26 protein-coding genes are annotated in these 25,539 nt (G+C 67.0%); 7 read left to right on the top strand and 19 right to left on the bottom strand.

The features are described 5' to 3' along the window. Positions 1–22: 22 nt before the first annotated feature. Entirely contained in the window at positions 23–370 is a 348-nt protein-coding gene (locus CLG96_RS12340; RefSeq protein ID WP_107968283.1) for a GntR family transcriptional regulator, read from the bottom strand. A gap of 70 nt (positions 371–440) precedes the next feature. Beyond that, entirely contained in the window at positions 441–1,283 is an 843-nt protein-coding gene (locus CLG96_RS12345) for a class I SAM-dependent methyltransferase (RefSeq protein ID WP_107968284.1), read from the bottom strand. Between the two features lie 76 nt (positions 1,284–1,359). Between CLG96_RS12345 and CLG96_RS12350 the strand changes: the two genes are divergently transcribed. After that, entirely contained in the window at positions 1,360–1,527 is a 168-nt protein-coding gene (locus CLG96_RS12350; protein WP_165799637.1) for a hypothetical protein, read from the top strand. 174 nt (positions 1,528–1,701) lie between these two features. Here the strand turns inward: CLG96_RS12350 and CLG96_RS12355 are convergent, their stop codons facing one another. The 6 genes from CLG96_RS12355 to CLG96_RS12380 all read right to left on the bottom strand — a co-directional run bounded on the left by CLG96_RS12355 (position 1,702) and on the right by CLG96_RS12380 (position 6,745). Further along, complete coding sequence (locus tag CLG96_RS12355) at positions 1,702–1,968, bottom strand: ATP synthase F1 subunit epsilon (RefSeq protein ID WP_107968286.1); 267 nt, start codon at positions 1,966–1,968, stop codon at positions 1,702–1,704. Between the two features lie 5 nt (positions 1,969–1,973). Continuing rightward, on the bottom strand, positions 1,974–2,165 hold the full coding sequence (locus tag CLG96_RS12360; protein WP_107968287.1) for a glutathione S-transferase: 192 nt from the start codon (positions 2,163–2,165) through the stop codon (positions 1,974–1,976). Further along, positions 2,165–3,628 carry a F0F1 ATP synthase subunit beta gene (gene atpD, locus CLG96_RS12365; protein WP_107968288.1) on the bottom strand — a complete coding sequence of 488 codons (1,464 nt, stop codon included), beginning with the start codon at positions 3,626–3,628 and terminating at the stop codon, positions 2,165–2,167. Before atpD ends, CLG96_RS12360 begins: the two co-directional genes overlap by 1 nt. A gap of 26 nt (positions 3,629–3,654) precedes the next feature. Then, positions 3,655–4,536: a F0F1 ATP synthase subunit gamma gene (locus tag CLG96_RS12370; protein ID WP_107968289.1), complete on the bottom strand. Its 882-nt coding sequence runs from the start codon at positions 4,534–4,536 to the stop codon at positions 3,655–3,657. Positions 4,537–4,658: 122 nt separating this feature from the next. Continuing rightward, positions 4,659–6,188 carry a F0F1 ATP synthase subunit alpha gene (atpA, locus tag CLG96_RS12375; RefSeq protein WP_107968290.1) on the bottom strand — a complete coding sequence of 510 codons (1,530 nt, stop codon included), beginning with the start codon at positions 6,186–6,188 and terminating at the stop codon, positions 4,659–4,661. A 2-nt stretch (positions 6,189–6,190) separates the two neighbouring features. Beyond that, positions 6,191–6,745: a F0F1 ATP synthase subunit delta gene (locus CLG96_RS12380; protein WP_107968727.1), complete on the bottom strand. Its 555-nt coding sequence runs from the start codon at positions 6,743–6,745 to the stop codon at positions 6,191–6,193. Positions 6,746–6,961: 216 nt separating this feature from the next. Here CLG96_RS12380 and ada point away from each other — a divergent pair, with 216 nt between their 5' ends. Next, the gene (gene ada / locus CLG96_RS12385) at positions 6,962–7,999 is read left to right on the top strand and encodes a bifunctional DNA-binding transcriptional regulator/O6-methylguanine-DNA methyltransferase Ada (protein WP_107968729.1); all 1,038 of its coding nucleotides are present in this window, start codon (positions 6,962–6,964) and stop codon (positions 7,997–7,999) included. A 44-nt stretch (positions 8,000–8,043) separates the two neighbouring features. Here the strand turns inward: ada and CLG96_RS12390 are convergent, their stop codons facing one another. From CLG96_RS12390 to CLG96_RS12400, 3 genes are all read right to left on the bottom strand, one after another. Next, positions 8,044–10,215, bottom strand: a complete 2,172-nt coding sequence (locus CLG96_RS12390) for a primosomal protein N' (RefSeq protein ID WP_107968291.1) — start codon at positions 10,213–10,215, stop codon at positions 8,044–8,046. A gap of 94 nt (positions 10,216–10,309) precedes the next feature. Then, entirely contained in the window at positions 10,310–10,534 is a 225-nt protein-coding gene (locus CLG96_RS12395; protein ID WP_107968292.1) for a hypothetical protein, read from the bottom strand. Positions 10,535–10,622: 88 nt separating this feature from the next. Next, entirely contained in the window at positions 10,623–11,171 is a 549-nt protein-coding gene (locus CLG96_RS12400; protein WP_243395760.1) for a DUF4142 domain-containing protein, read from the bottom strand. A gap of 370 nt (positions 11,172–11,541) precedes the next feature. Between CLG96_RS12400 and CLG96_RS12405 the strand changes: the two genes are divergently transcribed. Further along, the gene (locus CLG96_RS12405; protein ID WP_107968293.1) at positions 11,542–12,102 is read left to right on the top strand and encodes a hemerythrin domain-containing protein; all 561 of its coding nucleotides are present in this window, start codon (positions 11,542–11,544) and stop codon (positions 12,100–12,102) included. Between the two features lie 6 nt (positions 12,103–12,108). Here CLG96_RS12405 and CLG96_RS12410 read toward each other — a convergent pair whose 3' ends face one another. From CLG96_RS12410 to CLG96_RS12435, 6 genes are read right to left on the bottom strand one after another with little or no spacing between them, the layout of a single operon-like run. Beyond that, the gene (locus CLG96_RS12410) at positions 12,109–13,362 is read right to left on the bottom strand and encodes an N-succinylarginine dihydrolase (protein ID WP_107968294.1); all 1,254 of its coding nucleotides are present in this window, start codon (positions 13,360–13,362) and stop codon (positions 12,109–12,111) included. A gap of 6 nt (positions 13,363–13,368) precedes the next feature. Beyond that, positions 13,369–14,382 (bottom strand): arginine N-succinyltransferase, encoded by a 1,014-nt coding sequence (locus CLG96_RS12415; RefSeq protein ID WP_107968295.1) that lies wholly within the window; start codon positions 14,380–14,382, stop codon positions 13,369–13,371. Continuing rightward, on the bottom strand, positions 14,379–15,587 hold the full coding sequence (locus CLG96_RS12420) for a hydrolase (RefSeq protein WP_107968296.1): 1,209 nt from the start codon (positions 15,585–15,587) through the stop codon (positions 14,379–14,381). Before CLG96_RS12420 ends, CLG96_RS12415 begins: the two co-directional genes overlap by 4 nt. Positions 15,588–15,639: 52 nt before the next feature. Beyond that, positions 15,640–16,551: a DUF481 domain-containing protein gene (locus CLG96_RS12425; protein ID WP_107968297.1), complete on the bottom strand. Its 912-nt coding sequence runs from the start codon at positions 16,549–16,551 to the stop codon at positions 15,640–15,642. A gap of 20 nt (positions 16,552–16,571) precedes the next feature. Then, a complete protein-coding gene (locus CLG96_RS12430) occupies positions 16,572–17,045 on the bottom strand; it encodes an RNA pyrophosphohydrolase (protein WP_107968298.1) in 474 nt (157 codons plus the stop codon). Positions 17,046–17,054: 9 nt separating this feature from the next. Continuing rightward, complete coding sequence (locus tag CLG96_RS12435; RefSeq protein ID WP_107968299.1) at positions 17,055–18,044, bottom strand: alpha/beta hydrolase; 990 nt, start codon at positions 18,042–18,044, stop codon at positions 17,055–17,057. A 51-nt stretch (positions 18,045–18,095) separates the two neighbouring features. On the opposite strand from CLG96_RS12435, the gene CLG96_RS12440 reads away from it, so the two are divergent. Next, positions 18,096–18,998 carry a histone deacetylase family protein gene (locus CLG96_RS12440; protein ID WP_107968300.1) on the top strand — a complete coding sequence of 301 codons (903 nt, stop codon included), beginning with the start codon at positions 18,096–18,098 and terminating at the stop codon, positions 18,996–18,998. A gap of 36 nt (positions 18,999–19,034) precedes the next feature. Then, positions 19,035–19,505, top strand: a complete 471-nt coding sequence (locus tag CLG96_RS12445; protein ID WP_107968301.1) for a periplasmic heavy metal sensor — start codon at positions 19,035–19,037, stop codon at positions 19,503–19,505. Between the two features lie 91 nt (positions 19,506–19,596). Here CLG96_RS12445 and acs read toward each other — a convergent pair whose 3' ends face one another. Continuing rightward, positions 19,597–21,534, bottom strand: coding sequence for an acetate--CoA ligase (gene acs, locus CLG96_RS12450; protein WP_107968302.1), 1,938 nt, complete (start codon positions 21,532–21,534; stop codon positions 19,597–19,599). A gap of 101 nt (positions 21,535–21,635) precedes the next feature. Further along, on the bottom strand, positions 21,636–22,604 hold the full coding sequence (locus CLG96_RS12455; RefSeq protein ID WP_207796682.1) for a bile acid:sodium symporter: 969 nt from the start codon (positions 22,602–22,604) through the stop codon (positions 21,636–21,638). Positions 22,605–22,786: 182 nt separating this feature from the next. On the opposite strand from CLG96_RS12455, the gene CLG96_RS12460 reads away from it, so the two are divergent. Further along, positions 22,787–23,668 carry an ROK family protein gene (locus CLG96_RS12460; RefSeq protein WP_107968734.1) on the top strand — a complete coding sequence of 294 codons (882 nt, stop codon included), beginning with the start codon at positions 22,787–22,789 and terminating at the stop codon, positions 23,666–23,668. Continuing rightward, complete coding sequence (locus tag CLG96_RS12465) at positions 23,662–25,536, top strand: ABC-F family ATP-binding cassette domain-containing protein (RefSeq protein WP_107968303.1); 1,875 nt, start codon at positions 23,662–23,664, stop codon at positions 25,534–25,536. The genes CLG96_RS12460 and CLG96_RS12465 overlap by 7 nt, the downstream gene beginning before the upstream one ends. The last annotated feature ends 3 nt before the right edge of the window (positions 25,537–25,539 follow it).

Genomic DNA, 25,539 nt, shown 5'->3' on the forward strand with positions numbered 1-25,539 from the left:
GGGAGAAGGCCTGGAAAGGCCCTCAGCTCGTGACGCGATCGAGCAGATCGGCCGGATCGAGGGCGAGGCGACGGATCTGTGCCGCGACACGCGGCCATTCCTCCTGAAGGAAGCGCGCGCGCGCGCTGCTGCGCAGTCGCTCGGTGGCGCCGGGCACGACGAACATGCCCACGCCGCGACGCACGGTGACGAAGCCGTCCTCCTGAAAGCTCTGATAGGCCTTGGCGACGGTGAGGGGGTTGGCCCCCTGCTCGGCGGCGAAGGCGCGGACCGAGGGCAGGGGATCACCATCCCGAATGCGGCCATCGAGTATCGCCTCGGCGATCAGATCGCGCAGGCGGAGATAGACAGGACGTTCCGAACCGCTCATGCGTTACACTGTAATAAGACAGTGCGTCGCGTCAAGGAAAAGCTGGGCCGTCCGTCGTCTTTTCGGGGCCTCATGTCGCGGGCTTGACGAACTTCAGCGTCATGCGGTCGCTTTCGCCGATCGCCAGATATTTGGCCTTGTCGGTCTCGCCCAGCCGGAGCGTCGGAGGAAGCGTCCAGACGCCTTCGGGCCAGTCATGCGTATCCTTGGGATTGGCGTTGACGGGCGACTCGCCGACGAATTTGAAGCCGGCCGCCTCGGCAAGGCGGATGACGGTGGAGCGCTTGATATAGCCGCTGCTCTTCTCGAGCGCGCTGTCGCTCGTCTCGGGCAGGCGATGATCGACCACGCCAAGGATGCCGCCCGGCTTGAGCGCGGCATAGAAGGCTTTGAAGCTGTTTTGCGGCACGTCTCCGCCGGCCATCAGCAGATTATGGATGTTGCGGAAGGTGAGCAGGCGATCGACCGTGCCGTTGATGCCGATCGAGCTGGCGCCGGTATCGAGCGCGGTGAGCATGGTCTCGCCGAACCAGTCCTTCCTGTCCGCCAGCAGCTTCGCAGCGGCTTCCTGCCCCCTGGGCGAGGCGGGGGCGATGGCGACATAGCGGCCCTTGCCCTTCACGAAGGGCGCAAGGATTTCGCTATACCAGCCGCCACCGGGATAGAATTCGGCGATCGTCTGGCCCGGCTCGACTTCGAAGAAGCGGAGCGTTTCCATTGGATGCCGATAGCGGTCGCGCGCGCGATTGGCCTCGCTGCGCCGGGGATCGGCAATTGCCGCAGCGAGCGCCTGATGCGCCGAACGGGCGCCATGGCCCGCATGCGCCGCATGGGGATCGGCCTGGGCCGAAGCAAGGGCCGCGGGAAGCGCGGCGGAGGCGAGCAGGGCGGCGAGGAAAAAGGGCTGGCGCAAGGCATCTCTCCGATGGATGAGCGTGCCATCTTTTGCGGAGCGACGGACGAGGATGCAAGCGACGACGCTATGGATAATGGCAGGCCTCGCCGCGGCAAGCGCGCTGGCGGCGGCATTGGCCGAGCGGCGGCGGCATGCGCGCAGGGATCTGGACCGGGTGGGCTGGGTGCCCTGGCCGGCGGTGCAGCTTGCGGCGCTGTTCGTGGCGGTGCTGCTGGTGGTGCTGGCGTTGCACGGGGATTAGGCGCGCGCGCATTTCGTCGCTCCTGCGGAGGCGGGAGCCCATAAGCCGTCCTGGGTGGAGGGCGTGGAGGGATGCCAGCCTTCGCTGGCATGGCGTGGAAAAATGATTTGGAGAAAAAGAAAGGCGCGGCTTCCGGGGGAGGCCGCGCCTTTCTTGGTTCGGAATGAAGCGGGCTCAGGCGGCTTCGGTCGCCTGTTCGGCAAGGACCGTCAGGCCCTTTCCGTTCACTTCCGCGAAGCCGCCTTCGACATGGATGCGGCCCGTGACCGTGTTCGGCCCGGAATAGATCGTCAGATCGCCGTTGCGGATCACCGACATGAAGGGCGCATGGCCCGCGAGCACCGCGAAATCGCCCTCCGTGCCGGGGACGACGACCATATGAACGTCCTCCGAGCGGAGCAGCTTTTCCGGCGTGACGAGTTCGAAGTGGAGGTCTGCCATCACATCTATTCCTGTGTGCCGCCGTCTATCGCCCGATCGAAAGCGCCTATGGCCTTTTCGAACTTGTCGCGGCAGCCCGTGTTGCAGAAGCCGACGACCTGCCCCCGATAGAGGGTCAAGGAATCCGCGCCGATCGGATCACCCGACCAGGGACAGACCCGGTTGACCGCATCCTCGATGCGCAGGCCCCCGTGCATCAGGCCGCTTCGGCGAGCTTCTTGGCCTTTTCGACCGCTTCCTCGATGCCGCCGACCATATAGAAGGCCGCTTCGGGGAGGTGATCATATTCGCCGTTCACGATCGCCTTGAAGCTCTTCACCGTGTCCTCGATCTGGACGAACTTGCCGGAGATGCCGGTGAAGACCTCGGCGACATGGAAGGGCTGCGACAGGAAGCGCTGGATCTTGCGCGCGCGCGCGACCGTCAGCTTATCCTCTTCCGACAGCTCGTCCATGCCGAGGATGGCGATGATGTCCTGCAGCGACTTGTACTTCTGCAGGATCGCCTGGACGGCGCGGGCCGTCTCATAATGTTCCTGGCCGACGATGCGCGGCTCGAGCACGCGCGAGGTGGAGTCGAGCGGATCGACCGCCGGATAGATGCCGAGTTCCGAGATCGCGCGGTTGAGCACGGTCGTCGCGTCAAGATGGGCGAAGGAGGTGGCCGGCGCCGGATCGGTCAAGTCGTCGGCGGGCACGTAGATCGCCTGCACGGACGTGATCGAACCCTTGTTGGTGGAGGTGATGCGTTCCTGCAGCGCACCCATGTCGGTCGACAGCGTCGGCTGATAGCCCACGGCCGAGGGGATGCGGCCGAGCAGCGCCGACACTTCCGAGCCCGCCTGGGTGAAGCGGAAGATATTGTCGACGAAGAAGAGCACGTCCTGGCCCTCCTGATCGCGGAAATATTCGGCGATCGTGAGGCCCGAGAGCGCGACGCGCGCGCGGGCGCCCGGCGGCTCGTTCATCTGACCATAGACGAGCGCGACCTTGGACCCTTCGGAAATGGCATTGCCGTCGGCATCCTTGGCGATGACGCCCGCATCGAGGAACTCATGATAGAGATCATTGCCCTCGCGGGTGCGCTCGCCGACGCCGGCGAAGACGGAGGTGCCGCCATGGCCCTTGGCGATATTGTTGATCAGCTCCTGGATGAGCACGGTCTTGCCCACGCCCGCGCCGCCGAACAGGCCGATCTTGCCGCCCTTCGCATAAGGGGCGAGGAGGTCGATCACCTTGATGCCGGTGACGAGGATCGCGGTCTCGGTCGACTGCTCGACAAATTCGGGCGCGACATTGTGGATCGGGGCGGTGAGTTCGGTCTGGACCGGGCCGCGCTCGTCGATCGGCTCGCCGATGACGTTGAGGATGCGGCCGAGCGTCGCCGGGCCGACGGGCACGCGGATCTGCGAACCGGTGTCGAGCACTTCCTGGCCACGGGTGAGCCCTTCGGTCGAATCCATCGCGATCGTGCGGACGGTGTTCTCGCCAAGATGCTGGGCGACCTCGAGCACGAGGCGGTTGCCGTTGTTCGACGTCTCCAGCGCCGAGAGGATCGCGGGAAGCTGATCCTCGAAGATCACGTCGACGACGGCGCCGATGACCTGGCTGATACGGCCGACATTGTTCGTGCCGAAGGAGATGCTGGGCTGGGTGGCCATGGTATTTCCCTTGCCTTCCGGGTTCGTTAGAGCGCTTCGGCGCCCGAGATGATTTCGACGAGTTCGGTGGTGATCGCGGCCTGACGGGTGCGGTTATACTGGATCGTCAGCTTGTTGATCATGTCGCCGGCGTTGCGCGTCGCATTGTCCATCGCGGTCATGCGGCTGCCCTGTTCGGACGCGGCATTTTCGAGCATCGCGCGGAAGAGCTGGACGGCGACGTTGCGCGGCAGGAGCTGCCCCAGGATCGCTTCCTCGTCGGGCTCATATTCGACCGTCGCGGAGACGGCGGCACCGCCTTCGGCGACCGTGGGAAGCTTCACCGGGATGATCTGCTGCTCGGTCGGCTCCTGCACCAGCGCGGAACGGAAGCGGGCATAGAAGAGGTGCGCCACATCGAACTCGCCCGCCTCGAAGCGGGCGAGAATGTCGCGGCTGACCTCGAGCGCGTCGGTGAAGGCGATGTTCTTGATATGGCTCTGATCGACCTGATGGACGATCTTGCCGGGATAGAGGCGCTGGATGACCGCGCGGCCCTTCTTGCCGATCAGGTAGAATTTGACCGTTTTGCCCTGGGCGAGAAGCTCCTCCGCCTTGCGGCGGGCGGCGCGGACGATGTTGGTGTTGAACGCGCCGGCAAGGCCGCGCTCGGAGGTGGCGACCACCAGCAGATGGACCTGGTCGTTCCCGGTGCCCGCGATCAGCGGCGGGCTGCCCGGGCCGATCGCGACGCGCGACGCGAGGCCCGCCATGACGGCCGACAGCCGCTCGGCATAGGGGCGCCCGGCCTCGGCAGCCATCTGCGCGCGGCGCAGCTTGGCGGCGGCGACCATCTTCATCGCCTTGGTGATCTTCTGGGTCGACTTCACCGAGGTGATGCGGACCTTGAGGCTCTTGAGGCTGGGCATTCTTCCCTGTCTCTTCTCTTCCCGTCGCTCCTGCGGAGGCAGGAGCCTATTGTCCTATCCACGAACTCATCGCTTGGGGCGCGAGACATGGGCCCCGCCTGCGCGGGAGCGACGGTTGTGGTTTACGCGAACGTCTTGGCGAAGCTGTCGAGCGCGGCCTTGAGCTTGGTCTTGGCCTCGTCACCCAGATCCTTGCTGTCGCGGATCAGGCCGAGCAGATCGGCATGGTTGGCGCGCAGATCGGCGAGCATGGCCGCCTCGTAGCGCGTCACGTCCGAAACGGGGATCGTATCGAGATAGCCGTTGGTGCCCGCGAAGATTGAGGCCACCTGCTCCTCGAAGGGCAGCGGATTGAACTGCGGCTGCTTCAGCAGCTCGGTCAGTCGCGCGCCGCGGTTGAGCAGCTTCTGCGTCGAGGCGTCGAGATCCGAGCCGAACTGCGCGAAGGCGGCCATTTCGCGATACTGGGCGAGCTCCAGCTTGATCGAGCCGGCGACCTTCTTCATCGCCTTGGTCTGCGCGGCGGAGCCGACGCGGCTGACCGACAGGCCGACATTGATGGCGGGACGGACGCCCTGATAGAAAAGATCGGTCTCGAGGAAGATCTGGCCGTCCGTGATCGAGATCACGTTGGTCGGGATATAGGCGGACACGTCGCCGGCCTGCGTCTCGATGATCGGCAGCGCGGTGAGCGAGCCATTGCCGTTCGCATCGTTGAGCTTGGCGGCGCGCTCGAGCAGGCGCGAGTGGAGATAGAAGACGTCGCCCGGATAGGCTTCGCGGCCCGGCGGACGGCGCAGCAGCAGCGACATCTGGCGATAGGCCACCGCCTGCTTGGACAGATCGTCATAGACGATCACGGCATGCATGCCGTTGTCGCGGAAATATTCGCCCATCGCGCAGCCGGTATAGGGCGCGAGGAACTGGAGCGGGGCGGGCTCGGATGCGGTCGCGGCGACGACGATGGAATATTCCATCGCGCCATTTTCCTCGAGCTGGCGGACGATCTGCGCCACGGTGGAGCGCTTCTGCCCGACCGCGACATAGATGCAGTAGAGCTTCTTCGACTCGTCGCCGCCCTGATGGGCATGCTTCTGGTTGATGAAGGTGTCGATCGCGACGGCGGTCTTGCCGGTCTGGCGGTCGCCGATGATCAGCTCGCGCTGGCCGCGGCCGACGGGGACGAGCGCGTCGAGCGCCTTGAGACCCGTCTGCACCGGCTCATGCACCGACTTCCTGGGGATGATGCCGGGCGCCTTCACCTCGACGCGGCGACGCTCGCTATATTCGATCGGGCCCTTGCCGTCGATCGGATTGCCGAGGCCGTCGACCACGCGGCCGAGCAGGCCCTTGCCGACGGGCACGTCGACGATGGTGCCGGTGCGGCGGACGGTGTCGCCCTCGCGGATCTCGGCATCGGTGCCGAAGATCACGACGCCGACATTGTCAGCCTCGAGGTTGAGGGCCATGCCCTTGATGCCATTGGCGAATTCGACCATCTCGCCGGCCTGGACATTGTCGAGGCCATGGATGCGGGCGATGCCGTCACCAACGGAGAGAACCTGGCCGACCTCGGAGACCTGCGCTTCGGTGCCGAAGCTGGCGATCTGGTCGCGGATGACCTTGGAGATTTCTGCGGCGCGGATTTCCATGTTCAGCCTTTCATCGCATTCGCGAGCATGTTCAATTTGGTGCGGATCGATCCGTCAACCTGGCGCGAGCCGACCTTGACGATCAGGCCGCCGAGGATGGCGGGATCGACATTCAGGTCGATCGCCACGTCGCGGCGAAGCTGCTCCTTGAGCTTCGCGCGGAGGCTGGCGACCTGATCGTCCGAAAGCGGGTGGGCGGAGGTGACTTCCGCCGTCGTCTCGCCGCGATATTGCGCGACGAGGGCATTGAAGGCGCGGATCACGGCGCCGAGCTGGGAGAGGCGGCGGTTCGCGGCGAGCACGCCGAGGAATTTCGCGGCGATGGGATCGATCTCCAGCGAGCCGGCCGCGGCAGCGACGGCATTGCCGGCTTCCTCGCGGCTCACCAGCGGGCTGGTGGTGAGGCGACGGAACTCATCGGACTGTTCGAGCGCGAGCTTGAGCAGAGCGAGGCTGTCGCTTACCGATTCGAGCTCTTTCTCGTCGCGGGCGAGCTCGAACAGCGCGGTCGCATAGCGCCCCGCCAGGCTTGCCTGAATGCCGCCGGAAATCTCCACGCGCGTCATATCCCCCAAGAATCGATTATCGCCGGTGCGGCAAAAGAACCCCCCGAGGGAGGCCATTTGCGTCGGTCGCCGGCCGGTTAGCAGGGGCGGGTGCGCGATGCAAGCAATGGCGGGCGCGATGATGGCGATATCCGCCCGGAGGAAAGGGCGCGCTTTGAACGCAATTGGCGGGATGCGTCGGAGAAAGGGCGGGCCCATCTTCGCGCCATGACGATATTCGATTCGCAAATAGACGGGGATGCGGCCTGGCGTGCCGTGCTGGCGCGGGACCGATCGCAGGATGGACGCTTCGTGACGGGCGTGCTGACGACCGGAATCTATTGCCGCCCTTCCTGCGCTGCACGACATCCCCGGCGGGAGAATGTGCGATTCTTCGCCGATGGGGCGGCGGCCAGGGAGGAGGGGTTAAGGCCGTGCCTGCGCTGCCGGCCGGATGAGGCGGCGCGCGACGAGGAAGGGCTGGCGCGTGCCTTCGCCTTCATCGAGCAGGCGGAAGAATCTCCCTCGCTTGAGGAAGTGGCGGCGGCGGCGGGCTATGCCCCGCATCATTTCCATCGATTGTTCAAGCGGGCGACGGGCGTGACCCCGGCCGCCTATGCGCGCGGCCTCAGGGCCAGGCGCGCGGAAAAGGCGTTGAAGGAGAAGGGCAGCGTGACCGAGGCGGTTTATGAGGCGGGCTATTCGGGCCCGGGACGATTTTATGCGGACGCGGGCAACCGGCTGGGCATGACGCCGTCGGCCTGGCGCGACGGAGGACGTGGCGTCACGATCCGCTGGGCGGTAACGCCGACCAGCTTCGGGCCGATGCTGGTGGCGGCGACCGAGCGTGGCATATGCCGGCTTTCGTTCGACGAAGGTGTCGAGGCGCTGACCGAGCGTTTTCCGAACGCGACGATCGAGCCGGGGGGCGAGGTGCTGGCGGAGCTGCTGGCCGAGACTGTGGCGGCGGTCGAGGCGCCGGAGCGGGCGCATGCGCTGCCGCTCGACGTGAAGGGCACGGCGTTTCAGGAAGCGGTGTGGCGCGAGCTGGCGCGCATCCCGGCGGGCGAGACGCTGAGCTATGCCGCGCTGGCAGCGAAGGCGGGCAAGCCGGGTGCGGCGCGGGCAGCAGGATCTGCCTGCGGTGCCAATCAGGTGGCGGTGCTGATCCCCTGCCATCGCGCGCAGCGGGGCGACGGAACGCTCGGCGGCTATGCCTATGGCCTGCCGATTAAGCGCGAGCTGCTGCGGCGGGAGCGGGGGTAGGTTGTTCCTGTCGTCCCTGCGGAAGCAGGGGCGATGATTTGAGGTTAGAGAAAGGAATAAGGATCGACGTCGACCGCGACGCGGACGTTGCGGGGCCATTCGAGGCCACCCAGCCAGTCACGGATGACATTCTGCACATCGAGCGCGCGACGGGCGTGGACGAGCAGGCGCTGGCGGTGGCGGCCGCGCAGCATGGCGAGCGGGGCGGGCGCGGGGCCATAGACCTGCATCTCCTCGACATTCGGCGCGGTACGGCCGATCAGACGGGCGGTCTCGACCGCTTCCTCCAATTTTTCCGAGCTGACGATGATGCCGGCATAGCGGCCGAAGGGCGGGGCTCCGGCCATGCGGCGGGCCTCCGTCTCGGCCGCGTAGAAGCTTTCGGCGTCGCCCGAGACGAGCGCCTGGATCACGGGCGCGCCGGGCTCGTGCGTCTGGATGAAGACGCGGCCGGGTTTGACGCCACGGCCGGCGCGGCCGGCGACCTGCGCGATCTGCTGGAAGCTGCGCTCGGCGGCGCGCAGATCGCCGCCCTGGAGGCCGAGATCGGCATCGACCACGCCGACCAGCGTGAGATTGGGGAAATGATAGCCCTTCGTCACGAGCTGCGTGCCGATGACTATGTCTATTTCGCCCCCTTCCATGCGGTTGACGAATTCGGCGGCCTTGGCGGGGGACCAGAGCGTATCCGAGGTGACGATCGCGGCGCGCGCCTGAGGAAAGAGCAGCGCGACCTCGTCGGCGATGCGCTCGACGCCGGGGCCGCAGGCGACGAGGCTGTCCTCCGCCTTGCATTCGGGGCATTCGGCCGGCGGTAGCATGAGATGGCCGCAATGATGGCACTGCAAGCGCCGGACGAGGCGATGCTCGACCATCCAGGCGGTACAGTTCGGGCATTGGAAGCGGTGGCCGCAGGCGCGGCAGAGCGTGAGCGGGGCATAGCCGCGCCGGTTGAGGAAGAGGAGCGACTGTTCGCCCTTTTCGAGATTCTGGCCAAGCGCTTCCACCAGCTTGGGCGCGAGCCAGCGGCCGCGCGGCGGGGGCGTGGCGATCAAGTCCAGCGCCTCGATATCGGGCATGGTGGCGGGACCGTAGCGGCCGGGCAGCTTGAGTTCGCGATAGCGGCCCTGCGCCACCATCTGCCGCGTCTCGATCGCGGGCGTGGCGGAGGCGAGGATAACGGGGATATGCTCGAACGCGCCGCGCATCACGGCGACGTCGCGGGCATGGTACATCACGCCATCTTCCTGCTTGAAGCTCGTCTCATGCGCCTCGTCGACGACGATCAGGCCGAGATCGCGATAGGGCAGGAACAAAGCGGAGCGCGCGCCGACCGTGACCAGCGCCTCCCCGCTCGCGATCGCGCGCCAGGCGCGGCGACGCTGGGACTGGCGCAGATCGCTGTGCCAGGCGACGGGCACATGGCCGAAGCGCGCGGCGAAGCGCTTGAGGAAAGGCTCGGTGAGCGCGATTTCGGGGAGGAGGACGAGCGTCTGCCGGCCCGAGCGGATGGCGGCGGCGACGGCCTCGAAATAAACCTCGGTCTTGCCCGATCCGGTGACGCCGTCGAGCAATATGGGCGCGAATTCACGCTTCTCGACCGCATCGGCCAGTGCGGCGGCGGCGGCATGCTGCTCGAGCGAAAGCTCGGGCGGGGCATGGGCCGGATCGGGGACGGGGAAGGGATCGTCGACGCGGACCTCGACCGCCTCGATCGCGCCCGCCTTGACGAGGCCGCGGATCACGCCCTCCGACACGTCGGCGATGGTCGCGAGTTCGCGCACCAGTCCCTGCCGCTCGCCGATCCGCTCCAGCGCCTGCGCGCGCTGGGGGGTGAGACGGGGCGGAACATGGCCGGTCGCGCGATATTCGATGATGGTGCGGCTGCCGTCGAGCGCGGAGGCCGAGGCGAGCGCCATGCGCAGCACGGCGGCGGGGGCGGCGAGATAATAGTCCGCGGTCCATTCGATCAGCCGGCGGAGCGGCGCGCCCAGCGGGGGAAGATCATAGACGCCGGCGAGCGGGCGCAGGCGATTGTCGCCCACCTCCGCATCGGACGGCATGCGTTCCGGCTCCCACACCACGCCGGCAAGCTGGCGGGGGCCGAGCGGGGCGAGCACGATGCTGCCGGGCTCGACCTCATGCTCGCGATCGACGCGATAGTCGAGCGGCCCGAGGGCGGCATTGAGCAGGAGGACGCGGGCACGCTTGTTCATCGCGTCCTTAATTAGGGTGGCGGAGGGCGAAAGGGAAAGGTGCGGCGGATTTGTGGGATCGGGCCTGCCGCCGCCATCTCCTTTCCGGGCAGGATCAGAAACCTTCGACGCCCTTATGATCGCCGAAGCCGGCCCGCTTCATCAGGCGGTTGGAGCGTTCGGCATTATGTTCGGCATCGCGCAGCAGGGCGAGATCCTGCGCGGTGGCGCCGGCACCGCCGCGTGCATGGCCGCTGAGCGGCAGCGTGCGCGACTGGGTTTTGTCATCGGCAATATGATCCTCGGCCAGGGGATGCTGGCCGGCACGTGCTTCTTCCATCCTGCTCTCCTTCGATAGTTGGAAGGAGAACGAAGAAGGGAGGGGCGCCGTTCCGGGGGGAGGCTGGCCCGGAACGGCGCCTGAATGCTCATCTGGTGGTAAGCTCGCGGAGCAGCTCGATATGATGCTCGATGACCGGCACCGTCTTGGCGGCGGCGGCGCGGAGGCGCGGATCGGTGCCGGAAGTGCTGTAGCGCTGGTGGAGCGCCAGCGCCTCATTATGCGCGAGCCTCTGCTGTTCCAGATAGAGGCGGTCACGCGCGCTGCCGCTGGCGGCGGAGAGCGCCTCGATCATCTCGGTCTTTCGCTCATCGAGCGTGGGCGGGGGAACCGTCATCCCGGCGGCAGTGGCGGCGGCGTTCAGATCGGCGCTGGTGCGTGCATGATCGGTGATCATCGTCTGGGCGAAATTCCTGATCCCCGCATTGGCGGTGCTCTGCAGCACCAGCTCGCTCGACTGGCGTTCATAGAGGTCGGCGGCGCCTGCCGCCTTGACATAGGCAGCTGCAGTGAGGCGCGTCCGATCCGTTTCGGCCGAAGGCGGTGGCGTGGCGGGACGCGGTGCCATGGCGGAAAGCGGGGCCGTGGCGGAAAGGAGGGCGGCGATGGCGAGGAGGGGGCGATAGCTTGTCTGCATGGCTTTTTTCCCATCGAGGGGCCAGGTGGCGGGATCCGTGCGGCGGCAACAACGCCGATCGGCCATGCGAAGCTCCCGCCATGGGGGCTTGTGCTGATTCAGAGACGAGAAAAAAGAAGTAAGAAAACAATCGGATAATGGCGATATTTGACGGCTTTGTCAGGGAAATTTCTTAGTATCGATCTGGCTCGTGAAAATAAGGATCAACCGGCGCCCCCGGCGGATATGGCGGCAGTCATCGGCGGAGCAGCCTGGACGGGATGCGTGAAATCCGGGTCGGGACAGCGGGAGCGGAAGCGGCGCCCGTGAGTTTAGCCGCAGGACAAAGCTGCTCACCCATCATGCACATCCTGACTATGGGAGGCCGGAAATGAACCTGATCGCTAGCAGGCACGACCAGAAGAATCTCGCCATCGGCGCCGCCGCCGGGATGGTGGCGGGGCTTGCCGCCAATTTCGTCCGCAAGGCCGTCGTCCAGGCGCCGGCCATGATGGCGGGCGACTGGGCCGATGCGCTCGTCGCCGAGCATAAGGCGGCGCTGGCGATATTCGACAGGCTGGAGGCGAGCGACGACATGCAGGTCACCAAGCGCGCGACGCTGCTGATGCAGCTCAAGCATGCGCTGACCAAGCATACGATCGAGGAGGAGAATGCCGTCTATGCCTCGCTGCGCGACAATGGCCAGAAGGAGGCGGCGGACCATCTCAACCACGAACATGGCTATGTGAAGCAATATCTCTACGATCTGGAGATCATGCCCAAGAGCCATTCGCGCTGGCTGCCCATGGTGCGGGAATTCCGCGGCATGATCGAGCAGCATATGCGCGAGGAGGAGAATGAGGTCTTCCCCAGGCTGAAGGCGCGGCTTTCCGTCGAGGAGAACAGGGCGCTGAGCCGGGCGGTCAACCGGGAAGGGATCAAGCTCGCCTGAGACGGGTCAGGCGAGCTCGGCGAGGTCGAGCGCGTGGAGCAACGCCGCGCGGGCCGTTTCGATACTGCGCCATAGCGCGGGATCGGGCAGCATTTCGGGCGTGATCGTCTCGGGCCAGTGGTGCGCGACAATATCCTCGATGCGGGCGAGCTTCGCCTCGTCGAGCAGGAAGCGGGAGTCGACCGTGGCGGGGTCGGCGACGACGCGCAGCCGCAGGCAGGCTGGGCCCCCGCCATTGGCCATGGATTCGCGAACGTCGACCAGCTCCAGCCGGCGGATCGGGCCGTTTCCGGCGACCATTTCCTGCAGCCAGGACCAGACGGCGGGCGTGTCGCGCGCCTCGGTAGGGAGGATCAGCGCGGCCTCGCCGCCGGGGAGCGTTACGAGCTGCGCGTTGAACACATAGCTGCGGATCGCATCGGCGAGGCTGACGCGATCGGCGGGAACCTCGACGATATCGACTTCGGGCAGCAGCCGGCGAAGATCCGCATAAAGGCCCTCACGGTCGGCGAAGGCGCGTTCATGCGTGAAGAGGACGGTGCCGTTGGCGACGGCGACCACATCATTATGGAAGGCACCGGCGGCGATCACCTCCTCCGACTGGGCGGCGAAGAGCGTGCGCGCGGGATCGAGAGTGTGGCGACGGGCGACGGCGCGGCTCGCTTGAAGGTGCTGGCGTGCGGGGAAGGGGCCGCCGGACAGGCCGTAGACGAAGATTTCCACCCCCGGCGCGCCATGGCCGGGGGCGAGGCGCATATGATTGGCAGCCCCTTCATCCCCGAAGGGCGCGGGCACGGGCGGGTGGACGGCGAAATGGCGCGCATCGGCGAAGGCCAGGCGGAGCTGGGCCAGCGTTTCGGGCCATTCATGGCTGCGATGCGCCATGGTCATGAGATTGGCGACGGTCAGGTGGCAGCGGCCGTCGGCCGTGTCCGGCGCGGGCGAGACGGTCGCGGCATTGGCGGCCCACATGGGCGAGGCCGAAAGCGCATTGGCGAGCAACAGCGGATCGGCATCGCGCGCGCGGGTGGCGAGGCGTGCCAGCCAGGCCTCGTCCGGGCGGCGATGGGGCAGGAACAGCCCCTGGGGCAGGCCGAGCACCATGTTTGCGCGCATCTTGGCAAGGCCCTGAAGCGCGGCGGCACGGGGATGGGAGGGGCTTCCGGCATTGCCGGTCGCAGCGAGATTGCCGAGGCTAAGCCCGGCATAATTATGGCTGGGGCCGACGATGCCGTCGAAATTGATCTCGATGAGCGTCATTGCGGTTCAGCGCGCGACATGGAGGATAGGGTCCCCGGCGGAGACGGAGAGGAGGACGGCCGCGTCGCGATCGATCGTGACGCTGTCTTCATCCTCGCTTAGCTGGGCATAGCTGGCGCGGAAATCGGCGAGACGACCGGCGGCGGCTATCACGCGGGCTCCGCCGCGCCCGTCTATGCCGGTCAGCACCGCCTCGCGCGATTCGGCGATGGTGCGGATGCGGTCGGTCTGCACCGCCATTGTGGGGCCGCCGTCGAAAATGTCGACATAGGCATCGTGCGAGAAGCCTTCATTTTCGAGCATCCGCATCGCGGCGCGCCCGGTGGGGTGCGGGCGGCCGATCACCGCGCGCGCGCTTTCCGGGAGCATGGCGGTATAGATGGGATGTTTGGGCATGAGATCGGCGATGAACTGATGGCCGTTCACCGCATTGAACTCGTCCGCCTGCTGGAAGCTCATGCCGAAGAATTTGCCGGCCAGCCCTTCCCAGAAGGGCGAGCCGCCGGCCTCGTCGATCACGCCGCGCAGCTCGGCGATCACGCGATCGGCGAAACGGGCGCGATGCTGGCGGATGAAGAGGTAGCGGCTGCGCGCGAGCAGCAGGCCGAGCCCCCCGGCGCGCTCGCGCGGGTGGAGGAAGAGGCCGCCCACTTCCGAACAGCCCTCCAGATCGGTGACGAGCGTCAGCATCTCCGCACGGAAAGTGCGGTTCAATTCCTTTGATGCCTGGCTGAGCGTGCCGAGGCGATAGCTGTAGAAGGGCCAGCGCATGCCGACGCGGGAGAAGATCTGCGCGGTGCCGACGACCCGGCCGGTGGCGCCATCTTCCAGGATCAGCAGATAGAGATCGTCGCCCGGCATATCCTCCGCCTTGGCGAAGGCCTCGGCCGAGCAAGCGAGCTTGGCCTCCAGCGCGGGGCGATCGGGGGGCAGGTTGGTGAAGCCGCCGCCGGTGAGCTTCGCCATCTCATAAAGCGGCTCGAGATCGTCGAGGCGGGAGGGACGGACAAAGGCGCTCATGGACGGCCGCCCTCGGCGAGGCGGAGCAGGACGAGCGCGGAAAGCTTGGCGCGCTCGGGCAGGCTTTCGACGATCAGAAATTCCTCCGCACTGTGAATGGCGCCGCCGCGCGCGCCCATCGTATCGACCACGGGCACGCCCTGGGCCGCGATATTATTGCCGTCGCAGACGCCGCCGGTGGCGCGCCATGCGATGTCGAGGCCCAGTTCCGCACCACAGCGCCGGACGAGGCCGAACAGACGCTGGGCGGCGGGATCGAGCGGCTTGGGTGGCCGTCCGAAGCCGCCATGGACATGGATGCGTAGCTGATGCTCTGCCGCGACCATGGCGACGGCGGCGTCGAGATGGGCACGCGCGCGGACCTCCTCCTCGGGCGTGAAGGGGCGCATGTTGACGCGGACTATGGCGTGCGCGGGCACGACATTGTTCGGCCCGCCGCCGTCGATCTTTGCAGGATTGACCGAGAGGCGCGGGCCGGCGGCGCGGGCGAGGCGGAGCACCAGATCGGCGGCGGCGACGATGGCGTTGCGGCCTTCCTCCGGATTGCGGCCGGCATGGGCGGCGCGGCCTTCGATGACGATCGAGAAATTGCCGCTGCCGGGACGCGCGCCTGCGAGCGTGCCGTCGGGCAAAGCGGGCTCGTAGGTGAGTGCCGCGGCCTTGCCCCGCGCGGCCCGGGCGAGGAGCGGCGCGGAGCCGGGGGAACCGACCTCCTCGTCGCTGTTGATGACGACTTCATAGCCGAGGCGAGAGGCGAGCGGCGAGGCTTCGACCGCGCGGAGGGCTGCGAGCATCAGCGCGAGCCCGCCCTTCATGTCCGCTACGCCAGGGCCGTTCAGCGTGCCGTCCGCGCGGCGGGACGGCGTCTGGAAGGAATGATCGGGGCCGAAGACCGTGTCCATATGGCCGGTGAGGAGGAGCTGGACGGGCGCATCCGGCCGGACGACGAGGTGAAGATTGCGGCCATGCTCGACGGGCTCGGCCGTGCCGGCGGTGCTGATCGTCTCGACGGGCGCGGGATCATGGAGCGCAATCTCGCCGGGCAGGACGGAAAAGGCATCGGCAAGCAGATCGGCCATGCGCGCGAGGCCGGGGAGGTTGCGCGAGCCGCTGTTGACGGCGGACCAGCCGGTCACCTGTTCGAGCATCGGGGCGGAGGCGGCGCGCTCCAGCACGGCCATCTCCGCGGAAAGCGGGATCGTCATCGAACGATCCTAGCGGGGACGATGCGGGCGGGGTATCCCCTGCGGCATGGCATCAGAAGCTGTAGACGAGCGTGGCGCGGCTGACCGTATCCGTTTCCTTGCGGCTTTCCAGCGCGTCGCGCTCATGGAGGACATTGTAGGAGAAGCGGGCCTTGAGCGCGCCGAGCAGCTTGGTGTCGAGCGAGGCGGTGGCGGATGCGTTGCTATTCTCCTTCTCGATATAGAGCGACGCCGACTGGGCGAGGATCAGCGTCGGCGTGATCGTCCATTTCGTCACGACCGAGGCGCGCGCGGCGGGTGTCGTCTGTCCGCCCGTCTCGACGAACTTGGTGTGACGGATGGCGGGGCCGCCTTCGAAATCCATCTTGAGCCGCGGCTTCTGGATCAGACTGTAGCCGATCCCGGCGCCGAGCGTGTAGCGATCCGTATAGCCGAGGAAGCGATCATGCTCATATTGGCCGATGCCATAGACGTAGAGCCGCTCGTCGAACTTGTAATTGGGCTGATAGGCGAGCAGCGCGCGCTCAGTGGTCGTCTCGCCATTGGTGGTCTGGATCTCGACGCGGGCATTGAGCTTCTGGCGCCATTGCAGCGCATCGCGGGTGAGGTTGGCGGCGCCGTAAACGCCGAGATTGCGCGTGTTGCCGGTGGCGCGCGAGGCGCCGAACTCGACCTCGCCCTTCCATATCTCCAGGAATCCGGCAGCGGCGATGCGCGCTTCGTTTGCCTCCCGCTCCTTCAGCCGGACATTTTCGAGCAGCGCGGCATAGCCGGCGGCCATGCGGTTGATCTCGGCAATGTCATCCGGATTGGTCTGCTTGGCGGTGGAGACGACGGCGGCGATCGTCGCGTCATTGCCCGTGCTGTAGGCGGATTCGATCATCGCGCGGACCGGCTCGGCAAGCTGGGCATGCGCGGGGGCCGCGAGAAGGAGCGGCGGCACGGCGGAAAACCAGAACTTCAAAGCAGGATTCCCGGATCGTTTCAGCGGATTAGGTGCGCGAATATATGTAGCACATTTTCATAAAGCTTGCGCTTGAAGGGCACAATCATGTCGGGAAGCTCGCACGGTTCGGCCCAGCGCCAGGCGCGGAATTCGGGATGCGCCGTATTGAGGTCGATATCCTCGTCGCGGCCGAGGAAACGGCAGAGAAACCAGCGCTGGCGCTGGCCGCGATAACGTCCCTTCCAGAGTTTTCCGACGAGATCGGCGGGAAGATCGTAAAGCAGCTCCTCCGGCGCCACGGCGATGATCTCGACCAGCGAGGGAGCAATGCCGGTCTCCTCCTCCAACTCGCGCAGCGCGCCGGCTTTCGCATCCTCGCCATCGTCGAGGCCGCCCTGGGGCATCTGCCATGCCTCCAGCGTCGTATCGAGGCGTTGGGCGACGAACACCTTGTTTTCGGAATTGAGCAGCATGATGCCGGCGGCGGCGCGATAGGGCAGGTCGATCGTCATGATTTCTCCTCAGGCACCGGCCGGGGCCGGGCGGGTGGTTTCGGCTTCCGCGATCATCGCCTTCAGCGTGGCGAGCGCGCCCGCCAGATCCTGCTGTGACGAAGGAATGGCGCGGCGCAGGTTGAGGAAGCCGTGGACCGTGCCGGCGGCTTCGCGGAAGATTGTGGGGACGCCCGCCGCGATCGTGGCGGCGGCATAGGTGCGGCCATGGTCGCGCAGCGGATCGAGCGAGGCGGTGAGCACCAGCGTGGGCGGCATGCCGCCCTGATCCCCCCGGATCGGCGCGCCACGCCAATGATCGAGATCGGCGGCATAATTTTCGTGATACCAGTCCATCGTCTCGCGCGAGAGGACATAGCCCTGGCCGAACAGATCGAAGGAGGCGAACTTCCGCGCGGCATCCACGGCGGGATAGATTGGCCATTGGGCGAGCACGGGGACGGCGGCGGGCACGTCGCGCAGTGCCAGCGCGGTGACGATCGTGAGCGTGCCGCCGGCGCTGTCGCCCGCGAGGACGAGGCCGGTGACGGCGCGTTCCAGCTCGGCCGGGGCGGCGGCGATCCAGCGGGCGGCGGCCTCGCAATCATCGGGCGCGGCGGGCCAGCGATGCTCGGGCGCGAGGCGATAATCGACCGCGATCACGGGAATGTCGAGCATGCGGGCGATTTCCGCGCAGAGCGGCTCATGCGTGTCGAGGTCGCCAAGTACCCAGCCGCCGCCATGGAAGAAGACCAGCACGGGGCCCGGCGCCCGCGCCGCGCGGCTGTCATAGAGGCGGAGCGGGATGGGCCTGCCATCCGGCCCGGGCGCGGCGAGGTTGCGGATCAGCGCGAGCTTTCCGGTCGGAAGATCGATCAGCGGGCGCATCGCCGCCATCATGCGCCGCGCCTCGATTGCGCCGAGCTCATGCGTCCCGGGGCTTGAGACGGCATTCAGATAATCGACGAAGACCTTCACATCGGGCCGGATATAGGGCGTGCGGACAAACGGCTCGGTCATGACGGCTCCTGATTTCCCATGTCCGATCCATCAGATAGGGTGCCGGATCAAGTGCTGCATGTCGTCCATCACCCCTACTATGTCTCACCGCCTCCGCCGGGCAGCGGCTTCGCGTTCGACAAATATGGGCTGGTGATGACGGCGCTGCGCGAGACGGGTGTCACCTTTGCCGAACATGTGCCCGAGCCCTGCCCGCGCGAATGGATCGAGGCGGTGCATGATCCGGCCTATGTGGAGCAGGTGATCGGCCTTGCCGTGCCGCGCGAGAAGGAAAGGCGGATCGGCTTTCCCGTCACGGCGCGGGTGGCGCTGCGCGCGCAGCTATCGCCGGGCGGAACATGGCTGGCGGCGAAGCTCGCGATCGCGCATGGCTATGCCGCGAACAGCGCGGGCGGGAGCCATCATGCGCTGCGCGACACGGGCGCGGGCTATTGCATCTTCAACGACCTCGCGATCGCAACCAACCGGCTGATCGCGCAAGGCGATGCGCGGCGCATATTGATCCTCGACCTCGACGTGCATCAGGGCGACGGCACGGCGGCGCTGATGGCGGGGCGCGAGGATGTCTTCACGCTTTCGATCCATGCCGAGAAGAATTTTCCGGCGCGCAAGGCGATTTCCTCGCTGGACGTCGCGCTGGTGGACGGAACGGGGGATGCGGACTATCTCGCCGCGCTCGGCGACGTGCTGCCGGGCGTGATGGACGATTTCCGGCCGGACCTGATCCTCTATCAGGCGGGCGTCGATCCGCATGTGGAGGACCAGCTGGGCCGGCTGGCGCTGAGCGATGCGGGGCTGGAGATGCGCGACCGCTATGTGATGGCCGAGGTGCGGCGGCGCAGCCTGCCGCTCGCGAGCGTGCTGGGCGGCGGCTATGGCGCGGACCGCATGGCGGTGGCGCGGCGCCATGTGGCGACGATGCTGGCGCTGGCGGACGAACGTTTCCGGGCGTAGAGGAGCAGCGCAGGGGAGCCTGGAGCCGACAGCATCATGATCACACGCTTTGCCGCTCTTTTTCTGGCGCTGAATGCCGGCGTCGCCATCGCCGCGCCGGGCACGCCGCCGGCGAATGAGGCCGTCCAGTCCGGACCGGCACCCGCGCCGGTGCGGCGCGTGGCGCGCATCGCGGGCCTGTCCGATGCGGGCAATGCGGTCGTCCAGCGTATCATGGGGCAGGCCGATCCGGAGATTGGGGTGCTCGCGAGGCGGCGCAGCGAGCTGAATGCCCAGTTTCAGGCGGCGATCGCCCAGCCGACGATCGACATCGCCCAGATCGAAGCGCTGATGCGACAGGAAGAGACGCTGCAGGACGAGGCGCGCGCGCGGACGAGCGGCCGGGTGCTGGCGCTGCTGAAGGAACTGCCGGAGGCCGATCGCGGGCCTTTCCTGCGCGCGCTGCGCATGCCCGGCGCCACGGGCGTGCCGAGGCCGGCGGGGACGCAGCCGGCGGTGGGCCGCTAGATCGACCTTCGCCTGGATCGCGCCCGTCGGGAGTCTCGCTACTCTTCGACGGGCTCAAGCTGAGCGCGGCTTTCCAGCGCCGGAGCGGATCTCAGCCCACCCGGTGTGCGACCAGATCGTCCACCACCGAAGGATCGGCGAGGGTGGAGGTGTCGCCGAGCGCGCCCAGCTCATTTTCGGCGATCTTGCGCAGGATGCGGCGCATGATCTTGCCCGAGCGCGTCTTGGGCAGGCCGGGGGCGAACTGGATCGCATCGGGCGTGGCGATCGGCCCGATCTCCTCGCGCACCCAGGCGACCAGCGTCTTGCGCAGATCCTCGTCGGGCTCCTCGCCGGCATTGAGCGTCACATAGGCGTAGATGCCCTGGCCCTTGATGTCGTGGGGGAAGCCGACGACCGCCGCCTCGGCCACCTTGGGATGGAGGACGAGCGCCGATTCCACCTCTGCCGTGCCCATGCGATGGCCCGAGACGTTGATCACGTCATCGACCCGGCCGGTGATCCACCAATAACCATCCTCGTCGCGCCGCGCGCCGTCTCCCGTGGTGTAATAGCCGGGATAGGTGGTGAAATAGGTCTGGAAGAAACGCTCATGATCGCCCCAGACGGTGCGCATCTGGCCGGGCCATGAGCGGGCGATGACGAGATTGCCTTCCGCAGCGCCCGTCAGTTCGCGGCCCTCCGGATCGAGCAGCTTGGGCTCGACCCCGAAAAAAGGGGCGGTGGCGGAACCGGGCTTGAGCGCCGTCGCGCCGGGCAGCGGGGTGATCATGTGCCCGCCCGTTTCCGTTTGCCACCATGTATCGACGATTGGGCAGCGGCCTTCGCCCACCACATCATGATACCAGCGCCATGCCTCCGGATTGATCGGCTCGCCGACCGTGCCGAGCAGGCGCAGGCTCTTGCGCGAGGTGCGGGCAACGAAATCATCGCCTTCCTTCATCAGCGCGCGCAGCGCGGTGGGCGCGGTATAGAGTATCTCGACCTGATGGCGATCGACGACCTGCCAGATGCGCGAGGCATCGGGCCAGTTGGGCACGCCTTCGAACATCAGCGTCGTGGCGCCGTTGGCGAGCGGGCCATAGACGATATAGCTGTGCCCCGTGACCCAGCCGACGTCGGCCGCGCACCAATAGACTTGGCCGGGGCGATAATCGAACACCGTCTCATGCGTGAGCGACGCCCAGAGGAGATAGCCGCCCGACGTGTGGAGCACGCCCTTCGGCTTTCCCGTCGATCCCGAGGTGTAGAGGATGAACAGCGGGTCTTCCGCCGCCATCGGCTCGGCCGGGCAGTCGGTGGAGAAGAGTGCGGCGGCATCATGATACCAGATGTCGCGGCCGTCCCGCATGTCGACGGCATCGCCCGTGGCCTTGACCACGATGATCTTGGCGATCGACGGGCAGTGATGCGCCGCGGCCTTGTCGACATTGGCCTTGAGCGGGATCTTCCTGCCGCCGCGCCGGCCGTAATCGGCGGTGATGACGACCGTGGAATCGCAATCCTCGATCCGGCCGGCGAGCGCCTCGGGCGAGAAGCCGGCGAACACCACCGAATGGATCGCGCCGATCCGCGCGCAGGCGAGCAGCGCGAAGGCGGCCTCTGGGATCATCGGCAGATAGATTGTGACGCGATCGCCCTTCCGCACGCCCTCGGCCTTCAGCACATTGGCGAAGCGGCAGACCTCGGCATGGAGCTCGGCATAGGTGAAGCGGCGGGGCTGTTCGGCGGGATCGTCCGGCTCCCAGAGAATGGCGGTGGCGTCGCCCCGTTCCGCCAGATGCCGGTCGATGCAGTTGGCGGTGACGTTGAGCCGGCCGTCCGCGAACCATTTCACGCCGAATTCGGCTTCGGCGAAGGAGCTTTCGTTGGTGCGCGTCGGCTTTTCGATCCAGTCCAGCCGTTCGGCTTGTTCGAGCCAGAAGGCGTGGGCGTCATCAAGCGAACGGGCGTAGAGATCGGCATAATGGGCGGCATCGATGCGTGCCCGCGCGGCCCATTCGGGGGGAACGGGAAACAGGTCGGTCATTCAGGCCTCTCATCCTTGCAGCGCCTCCTTTTGGTGGAGGCTGCCGCTCCGCTGATGCGAAGCGGATCAGGGATGATGCTGGACCATGTCGGGCCCTCTGGTCAATCTGTGCGATTACCCCAACGGCGCGCCAGCCATGCGCAGGCCATCAGCTGCATCTGGTGGAAGATCATCACCGGCAGCAGGACGAGCCCCATGTCCGGCCCGGCGAACAGCACGCGCGCCATCGGAACGCCCGTGACGATCGATTTCTTGGTGCCGCAGAAGATGGCGGTGATGCGGTCCTCCCGCGCGAAGCCGAGCAGCTTCGTGCCGAGCTGGGTGAGCGTCAGCATGATCGCGAGCAGCACGGCGCAGACGAGGAAGAGGAGGGCGAGCGACGGCAGCGGCAGGCGGCTCCATATTCCCTCGATCACCGCCGCGGAGAAGGCACTGTAGACCGAGATCAGGATCGCGCTGCGATCGCTGTAGGAAATATATTTCTTGTTCGCGTCGACCCAGCGGCCGATCCAGGGGCGCAGCAGATGACCGGCCAGGAAAGGGAGCAGCAGCTGGAGCAGGATGCCGCTGACGCTGCCGAACTCGATCGTGCCGCCATGGGCCGATGCGAGCAGGCCGACGATCGGGGGGGTGAGGAATATGCCCATGATCTGCGAGGCGGAGGCGGACGCGATGGCGGCGGGCACATTGCCCCGCGCGAGCGAGGTGAAGGCGATCGAGGACTGCACCGTCGAGGGCAGCGCGCAGAGGAAGAGGATGCCCGTCCACAGCGCGGGCGGCATCAGGCCGGGGAAGAGGCGCGATGCGGCGAGGCCCATCAGCGGGAAGGCGAGAAAGGTGAAGGCGAGGATCGTCAGATGCAGCCGCCAATGCTTCAGCCCCGCCAGCACCGCCTCGCGCGGGAGCTTCGCGCCATGGAGGAAGAAGAGCAGGACGATCGCGATCGTCGCCAGCACATCGACCAGATCGGCGCCGCCCCCACGTGCGGGAAGGATGCTCGCCAGCGCGACGGTGGCGAGGAGCGCGAGGATGAAGGGATCGGGAAGAAGGCGGCGCAGCAAGGTAGGCATGATCGCCGGATGGCAGGGGCCGCGGCGGAAGGGAAGGGGTGGACGGCCCTTTTTTGCTTTAATTCCTTACTTCCTTTCCGGCCCCGGACAGACGGGGGGCTTTGCTGGCGTCCATGTGGAGGGCATGAAGGCGGCCGATTGGCCCCGTCGATATGAAAGGAATAAGGAGGATGGATTGCGCGATGGACAATGAACTTTACGGTTGCATCGAGGCGGGGGGCACGAAGTTCGTCTGCGCAATCGCGACGGGGCCGGATGATATTCGCGCGCAGCTGCGTATTCCCACGACCACGCCGGAGGAGACGCTCGGCCGGGCAGTGCAATTCTTCCGCGAGCAGGCGCCGGTCGAGGCGTTCGGCATAGCAAGCTTCGGGCCGGTCGATCTCGATCCCGTCTCGCCGAGCTGGGGACGGATCTGCAAGACGCCCAAGCCGGGCTGGAGCGGGGCGGATATTGCCGGGGCCTTCGCCGAATTCGGCCGGCCGGTGGGCTTCGATACCGACGTGAACGGCGCGATTTTGGGCGAGGCGCGCTGGGGCGCGGCGCGGGGCTGCGACACAGCGGTCTATTTCACCATCGGGACGGGGATCGGCGGCGGGGCGATTGTCGGCGGGGCGCCGATCCATGGTCGGGGCCATCCGGAAATGGGCCATGGCCGACCGCCGCGCCATGCCGATGACTATTTTGCCGGCGCCTGCCCCTTTCATGGCGACTGTTACGAGGGGATGGCGAGCGGGCCGGCGATCCTGGCGCGCTGGGGGCAATCGCTTTCCGAACTGCCGCAGGATCATCCGGCGCATGAGATCGAGGCCTTCTACATCGCGCATCTGTGCGTCAGCACCGTGGCGATGCTGGCGCCGCAGCGGATCGTGCTGGGCGGCGGCGTGATGGGTACGCCGGGGCTGCTCGATCGGGTGCGCGTGGCGGCCGAAGCGATCGGCGGCGGCTATTTCGGGGAGATTGCGCCGCTGATCGTGCCGACGGGCTTGGGCGAGCGATCGGGGATAGCGGGCGCGCTGGTGCTTGCCGAGCACGCTCGGCATGCTATCGCGCGGGCATGCTGAATATCTCTGGCGTCACCGTGCGGCTTGGCGGCCGCACGATTCTCGATCGCGCGACGGCCGCCTTGCCGCCGAAATCCCGTGTCGGCCTGATCGGCCGCAACGGGGCAGGCAAATCCACGCTGATGAAGGCGATATGCGGCCTCGGCGAGATGGACGAGGGATCGATCGAGATGCCGCGCGACGCCAGGATCGGCTATATCGCGCAGGAAGCGCCGGCGGGCGACGCGACCCCGTTCGAGACGGTGCTCGCCGCCGATACGGAGCGCGCCGCGCTGCTGGCGGAGGCGGAGACCTGCGTCGATCCCGACCGGCTGGGCGAGATCCATGAGCGGCTGGGCGCGATCGACGCCTATACCGCGCCGGCGCGTGCGGCGCGCATCCTCGTCGGCCTCGGCTTCGACGAGGAGATGCAGGGCCGGCCGCTCGACAGCTATTCGGGCGGCTGGAAGATGCGCGTGGCCCTGGCGGCGCTGCTCTTTTCGGAGCCGGACCTGCTGCTGCTCGACGAGCCATCCAACCATCTCGATCTGGAAGCGACGCTGTGGCTGGAGAATTTCCTCAAAGGCTATCGCGCGACGATGATCGTGATCAGCCATGAGCGCGACCTGCTCAACAATGTCGTCGATCATATCCTGCACCTCGAACAGGGTAAGGTGACGCTTTATCCGGGCGGCTATGACGCGTTCGAGCGGCAGCGCGCCGAGCGGCTGGCGCAGCAATCGGCAGCGCGCGAGAAGCAGATGGCGGAACGGCAGCGGCTGCAGGCCTTCGTCGATCGCTGGCGCGCCAAGGCAAGCAAGGCCAAGCAGGCACAGAGCCGGGTGAAGGCGCTCGCCAAGATGGCGCCGATCGCGGCGGCGACGGAGGATCCGACGCTCTCCTTCGCCTTTCCGAGCCCCGACGAGCTTCGCCCGCCGCTGGTGACGCTCGACATGGCGGCGGTGGGCTATGGCGAGCGGACCGTGCTGTCGCGGCTGAACCTCAGGCTCGATCCGGATGATCGGGTGGCGCTGCTCGGCCGCAACGGCAATGGCAAGACGACGCTCGCACGCCTACTCGCGGCGCAGCTTGCGCCCAAGGAAGGGGAGATGACGGCATCGGGCAAGATGCGCGTCGGCTATTTCACCCAATATCAGGTGGAGGAGCTGGACGGGGGTGACACGCCGCTCGAGCATATGGCGCGCCAGATGAAGGGCGCGACCCCGGCGGCGGTGCGCGCGCAGCTCGGCCGCTTCGGCTTTTCGGGCGACAGGGCGACGCAGAAGGTGGGAAGCCTGTCCGGTGGCGAGCGGGCGCGGCTCGCGCTGGCGCTGATCACGCGCGATGCGCCCCATATGCTGATCCTCGACGAGCCGACCAACCATCTCGACGTCGATGCGCGCGAGGCGCTGGTGCAGGCGCTCAACGATTATTCGGGCGCGGTGGTGGTGGTGAGCCATGACCGGCACATGCTGGAGCTGACGGCGGACCGGCTGGTGCTGGTCGATGGCGGCACGGCGCAGGAATTCGCCGGCACGCTCGATGATTATACCGACATGGTGCTGGGCAAGGGCGGCGATACGGCCAAGCCGAAGCCCGCGAAGAGCAATGCCAAGGACGACCGGCGCGCGGCCGCCGCGGCGCGGGAGAAGAGCCAGGGGCTACGAAAGGCGGTGAAGGCGGCGGAGGAGGAGATGGCGAAGCTCACCGCGCAGCGTTCGGCGATCGATCTGGCGATGTTCGACCCCAAAAGTGCCCAGCCTGCCTATGCGAATCTTACCATGACCGAGCTGATGCAGGCGCGGGGGAAGGTCGAAAAGGCGCTCGAGGCGGCGGAGGCGCGCTGGCTGGAAGCGAGCGAGGCGCTGGAGGAGGCGATGGCGGCCTGAGCG

The sequence above is a fragment of the Sphingomonas oleivorans genome (genome assembly GCF_003050615.1).
GTDB lineage: Bacteria > Pseudomonadota > Alphaproteobacteria > Sphingomonadales > Sphingomonadaceae > Sphingomonas_H > Sphingomonas_H oleivorans.